The organism is Mycobacterium sp. E2733, from assembly GCF_001667585.1.
Lineage (GTDB): Bacteria > Actinomycetota > Actinomycetes > Mycobacteriales > Mycobacteriaceae > Mycobacterium.
In genome coordinates this window covers 231,371-242,545 of the sequence record NZ_LZJZ01000027.1, presented here as the reverse complement: position 1 = coordinate 242,545, position 11,175 = coordinate 231,371, and the positions used below count along the sequence as shown (strand labels likewise).

Here is an 11,175-nt window from a genome sequence, read left to right as displayed (position 1 = left end):
ACAGTTGCCGATGCGCTCGGCCAGCGACTCGTCGATCTTCGTGATCAACTTCTCGTCGGTCACCAGATCGCTGCGGCGGGGGCCGGGAGATCGCCGGTGGGCGCGCACAGGCTGGGGAACAGCAGCGCGCTGCCTGGGGCGGTGACGTAGGTGTGCCCGTCGGGTAGGCGCCAGATGAGGGTGCCGTCGGGTAACTGTTCGTCGCGCCAGCCCCAGAACGTTTTCAGCAAATGATGTCACCGACTGGCCGAAGAACGTTTCAACCCGGCCCCACTCGAAACTTCAAGGTGACCAGCGGCTGACGCCGGAGCTGCGGGATGGCCTGCGATTGTCTTGCGCCGACCGTGCCCCAAGGGCGGGATTTTGCCCATTTTTCCGCAACAGTTGCACGTTCGCCGTTGACCGCTGCCTCCGCACCGCGCACTTAACCGCGCGCCCAATTTTCATCGCCTCACCCGGGGCGCAGCCCCTACTACGCTCAGAGCGACGAATGCCGCATTGGACAAATAGCACCCTTAGCCATTGCAACGGTCAAGATTGGGGCGCACCCTCTGCCGTTTTGGACTGCGGAATCGAACCGGCAATATGCGTCAGGGCACCTGCCTGAGTTGCAGGTGAATAGTCTGGCTATACCCCTGTGGGTGGCCGCAGGCTGGCACGTTATAGATATATGTGCTTGTGCCTTCCAGGGTGTTTGGATCCCACGTGTCGTGGTATGGCTCACGGGGACCAGGGGAACCGTCGGCACAGCGTACGGGCCAGCTGCCATCCATTGTCCATTGTCCATCAACGACCCGCGCCTGCCCAATGGCCGGTCCACCGGGTGTGGTCGCTATTGAAGCGCATCCGTCGCCGCACGGCGTGACGTAATAATCGCCGGACATCGACCACCCCCCCGAGGTTGTCGTAGTCCAGGTGTAGTGGCCGCTCATCGTCGTGTCAGCCCACGCTGTGCTAGCTGTAGCGAGAGCTAGACCAGCGAACGTGACGGCTGCGGCGATCCCCCGCGTGATGGTCATGATCTTGTCCTCCTGCCCCCATTGGCCGCTACACCTGAGACGTTCAGTTCGCTCCGCATTTGGCAGACTTCTGCTGTCGAGCGGCGTCCCTGACAACAGGACACGCTTCGCTATAGACATTTTCTTTTCCCTGTTGAGAAGACAACGTGTTGCTTTCACCGAAGAGTGAATCTTCGGCCTACATGGGTGCGGGGGTAGAGGCCGTGGTCCCCGGGTTCGGGGTCGTTGGTCCCGCGCCGCGCCCGAAGTACAAGGTCGCCAAGATGCGGTGGTATCGATTTCGCGAAGTAAGTTTTATCGCTTCCATCAGAGAACCTGCGAAACTATCGACCGGTACATCTTCGCCATCGGTGACGTCTACCTTGGCGCGGCCAGCGCGTGGGGAATCGCCGCCGATGACTCGGAGGCGTTGCTAACCGCCACCCGCCCGGATACCTGGCCCTCTAATCGCCGGTGCGTACAAACTTTTGATTGAAATCGGAGCTGGTGCAGGCGCCGGTCTCTTCCTGGCGACCGTGCCCGGTCAGCACCGGGATCGGATCCTGCGATGGCCGCGGCAGCGGATACGCCGCGGTGATTTTCGTGTGCGTCGTGCCGCCGCGCGGACACGGTTGGTCGAACTCGTCGTCCCGGATCCACGTCCCGCCGGCGAACACCAGAACCTCGCCAGAGCCGGAGGAGTGGAGAGGGCTCATGCAGCGATCGCCGGTGCGAAGACAGTCGGTGCGGACCGCGTAGTCGTACTCCTTTGTCGCCCCGTTCGCGTAGCTAACCGTCATGTGGTAGTGGCCGTGGAGCGCTTCGGCCGCCGACACCACCCGCGGCGGCTGGCCAGCCGGGTCAGGAAGGCTAGTGACGTCGACGTCGCCGGTGCGGGTGAAGCTCACGACCCGCTTGGCGCCGCAGGTGTTGCTGGTCGTCGAGGTGTAGTCGCCGGACAGGGTGCCGTCGGGATGGGGCTGCAGCGTGAACACCTCCCAGCGTTCGGCGGGAGCGTCCCCGCAGGTTCCGGGGCCGGTGCCGACGGCCAGCCAGCGCCCGCCGACCTCGTCGAACACCAACGCCGACACGAGTGTGGTGTCGCCGCTGTGCCGTGCCGCGGTGGCCACGCACCCGCCCGGACGGCACACCGAGCGCACCCCCCAGGATTCCGTCTTCGGCGCCGCACCCTCGAACGGTTTCCCGTCGAGATTGGTCTGCGGGTCGAAGTTGGCGGTGTAGATACCGGTGAACGGACCCGTATTCGGCGGCGGGGTGGCGGGCGGCGGTGCGGCCGGGGTCGGCTTGTGGTGCTGGGAGGCGTTCACGGCGGCGGCGACACCGCCGCCGATGAGCACCGCGATCACCAGCAGCGCGGGAATCACGACATGAGGGCGCCGCCACCTGGGCCGCTGCGGGGTGGGCGCGACCTCCGGCGGTGGTGGCAGGGTGGGTGCGGCCCCGGTCGGGGCCAGTAGTGTGTCGTGGCCCTGGATGGCGCCTGCGGTGGGCTGAGCGGCACCGGCCGGTGGGTGCGGCGGGGTGGTGATCGCGGCGCGGGCGGCGTCGGCCAACTCCACGGTGGTGGCATAGCGCTGGTCGGGGTCTTTAGCCATGCCGGTGGCGATGACCGTGTCCAGGGCGGTCGGCACCGTGGTGCTTTGTGCCGACGGGCGTGGCGGCGGCGACGCCAGATGAGCTGCCAGCTGTTGTTCGAGACTGTCACCGGGGAAGGGCCGGGTGCCGGTCAGGCACTCATAGAGCACACAGGCCAACGCATAAATATCGGCGCGGGAATCGGTCTGGCCGGTGCTGATCCGCTCGGGGGCCATGTAGGCCCAGGTGCCGATCACCGCGCCGGCGCTGGTCAGCCCGGTCTCCCCGACCGCGTGGGCGATCCCGAAATCGATCAGGTAGGCGAAGTCGTTCTCGGTGACCAGGATGTTGGACGGCTTGACGTCGCGGTGGATCAACCCGATCTTGTGCGCGGCGTGCAAAGCCTCGGCGATCTGGTCGATGATCCAGATCGCCCGCGCGGGCTCCAGCGGGCCCTCGGCCAGCAGGGTTTGCAGGTCGCGGCCCTCGATCAGCCGCATGGTCACAAATAGTCGTCCGTCGATCTCGCCGAAGTCGTGGATGGGGATGACGTGCGGCTCGTCTAGACTCGCCGCGGCATGGGCTTCGCGGCGAAACCGCTCAACGTAGGCGGGATCCTCGGCGACATTGGGCAATAGCAGCTTCAGCGCGACGACCCGATCCATGGCGGTGTCATAGGCCCGCCACACCTCGCCCATCCCGCCGCGACCCAGCAGCTCCACCAACCGGTAACGCCCGAACGGCGTGCCCTCGGCCACCGACCCCGCCGGTGTGTGCCCAGGTTCCATCCGCTCGCCCCTAACCCGACGCAATGCCCCGCACGTCACAATCCGCGCGCCGCGCAGCGACCCTCCGCTGTGTGCTGGAATCCTCATTCTGGCGCGGGCTTTGAGGTTGGGCGTAGGGCCGCTTGTCCCCGGCTGTCAGGACCATTGGTCCCACCACCCGCGCCGGTTGCGCGCCACCAAACCAACCACGATGGCGTCAGCGCGGTCGCACCACCGTAGCGATTCCCGGGTGCTCACTCGCCGCTGAAATGGCCTCGACCTGAATTAACTCCGGTCGGGTTACCACGGGCCATCACGGGCCGCTGCGGCGGTTCGGATTACACACAGCAGCGCTCAGTGATCACGCCGACCGGACGCTGCCACGGCAGCCTGTTTCGACGCTCCTCGAACTACCTCCGACCCCACCAGGCCTTGCATGACAAAACCCGAAAACAGGCCTACCTGGACAAACAAAACATCCCAGATTCTTGACACAAGACATGAAGGGGCCGACAAGTTTGAAGGCGACCGTTCGGCCCGCCCCTCGGGCAGATCCATCGACGGTTTGCGCGGACCCAAACCGGGTACGTATCCGATGCGCTTCGGTCACGACGCGCCGTCGGACGACCTCGGTTGAAACACACAGCTGGGCGCTAACCAGTTCTCTGGGAGTCATCGCAGATCTTCATCGCGCGGTGGCCGCCCGAGCGTGTTTCGTTCAGAAGTGAGGTGACGCATGGGCAGGCGGCGGACTTCGTCTACGCCCGGCTCTTGGACCAGCGGCCATGGCCGGAATTCGGACAGCGCTTGCCTCGCAATACATCCCATATGTGCGCGTCGATCAGTGCGCGGCGCCGGCCGGCCTGCGTGGGTGAACCAATCGAGCTAGGAAGGGAAACCAAATGTTGTTGTTAGGCAACGGAGGACGGCGCGCGAGCGAGGGCCAACAGCTCGCCGAGCGGGCGTTGTACGACGTCGCGCACGGTCGCTTCGAGCGCTCGCTGTCCGGGCTTACGGCCATCGCGGCCGTCGTCACGACGGCGGAGATCTATTTCGAGCACTACAAGGCCAGCTTCGGTAACAAGTGGATGTGGAGCCCGGTCGTGGTGACGCCGCCGGTGGTGGTCGCCGGTATCGGCGGGGTGTTCTCGCGGCGCTGGGCCAAACTCTGGCTGCCGATCACCGCGGGCATCTACACCGCCAACGGCCTGATGGGCGAATACCTGCATGCCCGCGGGGTCGCACGCAAGCCGGGTGGCTGGAAGAACGCGTCTTACAACGTACCCATGGGCCCGCCGATCGCGGCGCCGGGGCTGATGTGCATGGTCGGGGGCATGGGGCTGCTGGCCTCGATCCTGCGACGCGAGCGGTTCCGGGACTGAGCGCGATGGCCGACACCTCACGCCCCGACCACCTACCCAACCTGCGCGCCGATCGCAAACCGCCGCACCCGTCCTGGCTGCCCAAGCAACGCCGCGGCGTCACGCCCCAAATGATCGGCCGCTACCCGGATTTCGACGTGCTGGAAACGACCGACACTTGGGACGAAGCCACCAAGAAGGTGGTGCTGGCCCGGCTGGAGCCGCCCGGCCCGCTGCGGTTCTTCACCGCAGAAGAGGAACCGTGCCTGCGGGCGTTCTGCGACACAGTGCTGGCGCAGGACCGCGAGCCGCGAGTGCCGGTGCCGGAGTCCGTCGACTCCAAACTCGCCGACGGTCGGCTCGACGGCTACCAGTACGCCGACATGCCCGACGACCGCGACACGTGGCGGCTGGTGCTGCTCGGGCTCGACGAGACGGCGTCCAGCCGGTACGGGAAGGCATCGTTCGCCGACGCCGAGCCCGAGACCCGCGAGGCGATCATCGACCAGTTCTCGCAGGGCGAGCTGGACGGTGGGACCTGGGATCGCCTGAACGTCAAACGCGCGTGGTCGGTGTGCATGCGAATGACGTTGTCCGGCTTCTACTCCCACCCGTGGGCGTGGAACGAGATCGGATTCGGCGGCCCGGCCTACCCGCGCGGGTTCATGCGGCTCGGCGGTGCCACCGGGCCGGCCTCCGCGCGTGAACCGTTCGAGACCCCGGGCGCCACGGACGAGGACCCGGTCCGGGTGGTCCAACACGGAGAGCTGTGATGGGCGACCGACTCCGCGGACTCCTCAAGGGTGCAATTGGGCCGAAGGACAACGAATCCCGGTTCCTGCTGGACGTGCATTCGCGCGACCTGCCCGGCGAAAAGACCATGCAGCGCTACGGCGACGACGACGAGGTCGACCTGGTCATTGTCGGCGCGGGCGCGGGTGGATCGGTGCTCGCGCAACGGCTGGCGCGGGCCGGCTGGCGGGTCGTGATCCTCGAGGCGGGCCCGTTCTGGCACCCGGACGAAGACTGGGTGTCCGACGAGGCGGGTTCCCACTCCCTGTACTGGACGCAGAAGCGCATCATCGGCGGCGACGACCCGGTCGAGCTGGGCAAGAACAACTCCGGGCGAGGTGTGGGCGGCTCGATGGTCCACTACGCCGGCTACACGCCGCGGTTCCATCCCAGCGACTTCCGCACCTACACCCTTGACGGGGTCGGGGCGGACTGGCCGATCCGCTACGAAGACGTCCGTCCACACTACGAGCGGATCGAGCTCGAGCTGCCGGTCGCCGGGCAGAACTGGCCCTGGGGCTATCCGCACCGGTATCCTTTTTCGCCGCACCCGATTTCGGGCGCCGCGGCGAAACTGTGGCGTGGGGCGATGCAGCTCGGCATCGAGATGCGGGTCGGGCCCGTCGGCATCGTCAACGGCACCTTCGGCAACCGCCCACACTGCATCTACCGCGGCTACTGCCTGCAGGGCTGCAAGGTCAACGCCAAGGCCAGCCCGTACGTCACGCACCTGCCCGACGCCCTGGCCCACGCCGTGGAGATCCGCGCCAACTGCATGGCCGCCCGCGTCGAGCTCGACGAAACCGGCTCCGCGCGCGGGGTGGTCTACTACGACGAGGCCGGCGGCACCGAGCGGCTGCAGCGGGCCAAGGTCGTCGCGATCGCCGGGTATTCCATCGAAACGCCGCGCCTGCTGCTGAACTCGGCGAGCGAACGCTTCCCGAACGGGTTGGGAAACAACGACGACCAGGTCGGCCGCTACGTGATGGTGCAGGGCGCCACACAGTCCGCGGGCCGGTGGTCGGACGAGGTCCGCATGTACAAGGCCCCTCCCCCGGAGGTGTCCTCCGAGCAGTATTACGAGACCGACCCGGCGCGCGGTTTCGCCCGCGGCTTCTCCATCCAGACCGTGTCGCCCATGCCGATCGGCTGGGCCGAACACGTGATGGCCGACGGGCACTGGGGCCGCGCGCTGCGGGAATACATGCGCGACTACAACCACTGGGCGACCATCGGCGTGCTCAACGAACTGCTACCGCGTCCGGACAATCGGGTCACCCTGGCCCAGGAGATCGACCCATACGGCCTCCCGGTGGCCCGGTTCGACTACTCGCTGTGCGACAACGACAAGGCCAACATGGCCTACTCCACCAAGGTGATCGACGACATCCTGCGCGCCTCCGGCGCCCAGGACGTGCTCACCATCCAGCGTTTCGCCCACCTCATCGGCGGCGCCCGGATGGGCACCCGCCCGGACAATTCGGTGGTCGACTCCGATCACCGGGTGTGGGGCGTGCCGAACCTGTTCCTCGCCGATGGCTCGGTGTGCCCGACGCAGGGCTCGGCGAACCCGGCGCTGACGATCATGGCACTGGCCTCGCGGCTCGCCGAACGGATGGCGACCGGAAAGATCCGCAGCGCTGTCCCGGCGAGGCGGCCATCGGAGGCGGGGGTCCGTGGCTGACCACACGATCGACGTTGACGCAACCTTCTCGCCGCGGGTGCTGCGCGAATACGCGCTGCTGGCCGACGGCGAACGCGGCGCCCTGATCGGGCCGCAGGGCGACGTCGCGTGGATGTGCGCGCCGCGCTGGGACTCCGAGGCCGTCTTCTCCAATCTCATTGGGGGCGGTGGGGTCTACGCGATCACCCCGACCGACGTACGGCACGTATGGGGCGGCTACTACGAGCCGGGCAGCCTGATCTGGCGCAATCGGTGGATCACCCGCGACGGCATCGTGGAATGCCGTGAGGCACTGGCCTTCCCGGGCGACCCCGACCGGGTTGTGCTGCTGCGCCGCCTCATGGGCTGCCGCGGGACCGCACGGGTGCGGGTGCTGCTGCAGCCGAGCGCCGCATTCGGCCGGCACGGGGCCGGAGAGCCCAGCGTCGACAACGGGGTGTGGAGCGGGAAGTCGGGGCGGTTGCGGTGGCGCTGGCTGGGCGGCTGTGATGTGCGATCCGTCAAGGCGCCCCGCGGCCGCGGCGAACTGCTCATGTGTGAGATCACGGTCGACGAGGGCGGCCAGCATGACCTGGTGCTGGAGCTCTCCGAACGCACACTCCCCGACCGCCCGCCTGACCCCGACATCGCCTGGGCCGCAACCGAAGACGCGTGGCACCGCAGCATGCCGGAGCTGAACTGCACCATCGCGCCCCGCGACGGGCGGCATTCCTACGCGGTGCTGCGCGGGCTGACCAGCAGCGGCGGCGGCATGGTCGCCGCCGCCACGATGAGCCTGCCCGAACGCGCGCACACCAACCAGAACTACGACTACCGTTACGCGTGGATCCGGGACCAGGTCTACGCCGGCATAGCCGCCGCGACCGTCGGGGGAACCGAATTGCTCGACCGCGCGGTCCAATTCGTCGGCGCCCGGCTGCTCGAACACGGGCCCGACCTCAAGCCGGCCTACACCGTCACCGGCGACAGCGTGCCCGGCGAAGAAACCCTCGACCTGCCCGGCTACCCCGGGGGTACCGACAAGGTGGGCAACTGGGTCAACCAGCAATTCCAGCTCGACGTCTTCGGTGAGGCGCTGCAACTGCTGGCCTGGGCAGCCAACGCCGGCCGGCTCGATGCCGACGGCTGGCGCGCCGCGCAGACGGCCATCGACGCAATCGAGAAGCGCTGGCGCGACCCGGATGCGGGAATCTGGGAGGTCGACGACGAGCACTGGACGCAGTCCCGCCTGGCGTGCGTGGCCGGTCTGCGCGCCATCGCGAAAGTGGCCGGCGGCGGCCACGAGGTGACCGCCTGCGCCTCGCTGGCCGACGCGATACTGGCCGACACCGCCACCAGCAGCCTGCACCCGCACGGCGGCTACTGGCAACGCAGCCCGCGGCTGCCCGGCGTCGACGCGTCCCTGCTGCTGCCACCCGTGCGCGGTGCCGTGCCCGCCGACGACCCGCGCACCCGGGCCACACTGGATGCCGTCCGCAAGCAGCTCAGCCACGACGGGTTCGTGTACCGGTTCCGGCACGACGAGCGTGACCTCGGCGACGCCGAGGGGGCCTTCCTGCTCTGCGGGTTCATGATGGCGCTCGCCGAACACCAACTGGGACACGCTCATTGCGCGATGCGCTGGTTCGAACGCAACCGTGCGGCCTGCGGGCCCCCCGGATTGTTCTGCGAGGAATACGACGTCAGGCAGCGTCAGCTGCGCGGCAACTTGCCCCAGGCGTTCGCGCACGCGTTGCTGCTGGAGTGCACGGCAACCCTCGCCGACGACGCTGTCCACGATGACTGATCAAACGCACAAGGAGATTTCGGCGATGACACCGACCACAAAAACAATCGTAATCACCGGGGCCAGCGCCGGCATCGGCCGCGCCACCGCTCAACTCTTCGGGCAGCGCGGGGCCAACGTCGCCCTGCTCGCCCGCGGGGCCGCCGGGCTGGACGGCGCCGCCCGCGACGTCGAATCCGGCGGCGGCAAGGCGCTGGCCATCCCCACCGACGTGGCCGACCACGCGGCCGTCGTCGCCGCCGCCGACGAGACCGAGGCAACCTTCGGGCCCATCGACGTCTGGGTGAACGTCGCGTTCACCTCCGTGTTCGCCCCGTTCAGCGAGATCACCGCCGAGGAATTCAAACGCGTGACCGAGGTGTCCTACCTCGGATACGTGCACGGCACCATGGCGGCGCTGGCCAAGATGCGGCCGCGCGACCGCGGCACCATCGTGCAGGTCGGCTCCGCGCTCAGCCAGCGATCCATCCCGCTGCAATCGGCCTACTGCGGCGCCAAGCACGCCATCAACGGTTTCACCGAATCGGTGCGCTGCGAACTGCTGCACGAGCACTCCAAGGTGCGGATCACCGTGGCCCAGATGCCTGCGGTCAACACCCCGCAGTTCTCCTGGGTTCTGTCCCGGCTGCCGCGCCATCCCCAACCGGTACCGCCGATCTATCAGCCGGAGGTCGCCGCCCGCGGCGTCGTGTATGCCGCCGATCATCCGGAGCGCAAACAATATTGGGTCGGCGATTCCACCATGGTGACGCTGCTGGCGCAGAAGTTCGTCGCACCGCTGCTGGACCGCTACCTGGGCCGGACCGGTTATGACTCGCAGCAGACCGAGGAACACGTCAGCCCGGGGCGGCCCCACAACCTGTGGCACCCGATGGACGAGGAGCCCGGCAGCGACCACGGCGCCCACGGCGGGTTCGACGACAAGTCCCACGCGCTGAGCCCGCAACTGTGGGCGTCGCAGCACCCGGTCGTCAGCGGTACGGGCGCGGTCGGCGCGGCGGGACTGGGCGCGTGGCTGGCGCGCCGGTGGACGCGATGAGCCTCGACGCACGCATCGACGAGGTCACCGCGCAGGTCTACGAAATCCCCACCGACGCACCGGAAGCCGACGGAACCCTGACGTGGTCGTCGACCACCCTGGTGATGGCCGAGGTTTCGGCGGGCGGGCGGCGAGGGATCGGCTACACGTACGGAAGCGGCGCGAGCGGCACGCTGATCAACGGTCCCCTCGCCGGCACGGTCACCGGGCACAGCGCCCTGGACATCACCGGGCGGTGGCAGGCGATGGTCCGGGCTATGCGCAACAACGGGCGGCCGGGTTTGGTGTCGTACGCGATCTCGGCCGTCGACACCGCGCTGTGGGACCTCAAGGGCAAACTCCTGGGCCTACCGGTGTGCCGCCTGCTCGGCATGGCGCACGACCGGGTGCCGATCTACGGCAGCGGCGGCTTCACGACTTATGACGAGCGCACCACCCGCGCCCAACTCGAACGCTGGGTGGACGAGTGGAAGATCCCGCGCGTCAAGATCAAGATCGGCGAGTCGTGGGGGTCCGACGAGCACCGTGACCTCGAGCGAATCGCGCTGGCGCGCAAGGTGATCGGCCCGGACGTCGAACTGTATGTGGACGCCAACGGCGGCTACCGCCGCAAGCAGGCAGTTCGGGTGGCCCACGCGATGGCCGACCACGACGTCACATGGTTCGAAGAACCGGTCTCCTCCGACGATCTGGCCGGGCTGCGGGAAGTGCGCGACCAGGTGACCCCGGACGTCACCGCCGGCGAGTACGGCTACGACCTGGCCTACTTCAACCGGATGCTCGCCGCGGATGCGGTCGACTGCCTGCAGATCGACGTCACCCGCTGCGGCGGCATCACCGACTGGCTGCGCGCCGCGGCAGTAGCCGCCGCCTACAACGTCGACGTGTCCGGGCACTGCGCCCCCAACCTGCACGCCCACGTGGCCACCGCGATCCCGAACCTGCGGCACCTGGAGTACTTCCACGATCACCACCGCATTGAGCACATGCTGTTCGACGGCGCCCTGCCGCCCGAGGGAGGTGCGCTGCGGCCGGACCAGGACCGGCCCGGGCTAGGCCTCGAGTTCAAGCACGCTGACGCCGAACCGTATAGAAAAGCCTGATCCGTGAATGGACCCGCATAAAAGTGGGCATTGATATGCGAAGGCCATA

The 11,175-nt window shown here is 67.9% G+C and carries 7 protein-coding genes and 1 pseudogene; 6 read left to right on the top strand and 2 right to left on the bottom strand.

Features of this window, described 5'->3' with window-relative positions; translation table 11 throughout:
• Positions 1 to 71 precede the first annotated feature (71 nt).
• Both A5678_RS26990 and A5678_RS06970 read right to left on the bottom strand, forming a co-directional pair.
• A pseudogene (locus A5678_RS26990) lies at positions 72 to 242 on the bottom strand (HNH endonuclease); the annotation flags it as partial.
• A gap of 1,220 nt (positions 243 to 1,462) precedes the next feature.
• Positions 1,463 to 3,382 carry a serine/threonine-protein kinase gene (locus A5678_RS06970; RefSeq protein ID WP_068040180.1) on the bottom strand — a complete coding sequence of 640 codons (1,920 nt, stop codon included), beginning with the start codon at positions 3,380 to 3,382 and terminating at the stop codon, positions 1,463 to 1,465.
• A gap of 881 nt (positions 3,383 to 4,263) precedes the next feature.
• Here A5678_RS06970 and A5678_RS06965 point away from each other — a divergent pair.
• Genes A5678_RS06965 through A5678_RS06940 form a run of 6 tightly spaced genes read left to right on the top strand, consistent with a single transcriptional unit; the run spans position 4,264 to position 11,126 of the window.
• Positions 4,264 to 4,743 (top strand): hypothetical protein, encoded by a 480-nt coding sequence (locus A5678_RS06965; protein ID WP_068040178.1) that lies wholly within the window; start codon positions 4,264 to 4,266, stop codon positions 4,741 to 4,743.
• A 5-nt stretch (positions 4,744 to 4,748) separates the two neighbouring features.
• Complete coding sequence (locus A5678_RS06960) at positions 4,749 to 5,495, top strand: gluconate 2-dehydrogenase subunit 3 family protein (RefSeq protein ID WP_068040176.1); 747 nt, start codon at positions 4,749 to 4,751, stop codon at positions 5,493 to 5,495.
• The gene (locus tag A5678_RS06955) at positions 5,495 to 7,198 is read left to right on the top strand and encodes a GMC family oxidoreductase (RefSeq protein WP_068040174.1); all 1,704 of its coding nucleotides are present in this window, start codon (positions 5,495 to 5,497) and stop codon (positions 7,196 to 7,198) included. Before A5678_RS06960 ends, A5678_RS06955 begins: the two co-directional genes overlap by 1 nt.
• The gene (locus A5678_RS06950) at positions 7,191 to 8,984 is read left to right on the top strand and encodes a glycoside hydrolase family 15 protein (protein ID WP_068040172.1); all 1,794 of its coding nucleotides are present in this window, start codon (positions 7,191 to 7,193) and stop codon (positions 8,982 to 8,984) included. Before A5678_RS06955 ends, A5678_RS06950 begins: the two co-directional genes overlap by 8 nt.
• A gap of 25 nt (positions 8,985 to 9,009) precedes the next feature.
• Positions 9,010 to 10,023 (top strand): SDR family oxidoreductase, encoded by a 1,014-nt coding sequence (locus A5678_RS06945; protein ID WP_197502061.1) that lies wholly within the window; start codon positions 9,010 to 9,012, stop codon positions 10,021 to 10,023.
• On the top strand, positions 10,020 to 11,126 hold the full coding sequence (locus A5678_RS06940; RefSeq protein ID WP_068040239.1) for an enolase C-terminal domain-like protein: 1,107 nt from the start codon (positions 10,020 to 10,022) through the stop codon (positions 11,124 to 11,126). The genes A5678_RS06945 and A5678_RS06940 overlap by 4 nt, the downstream gene beginning before the upstream one ends.
• The last annotated feature ends 49 nt before the right edge of the window (positions 11,127 to 11,175 follow it).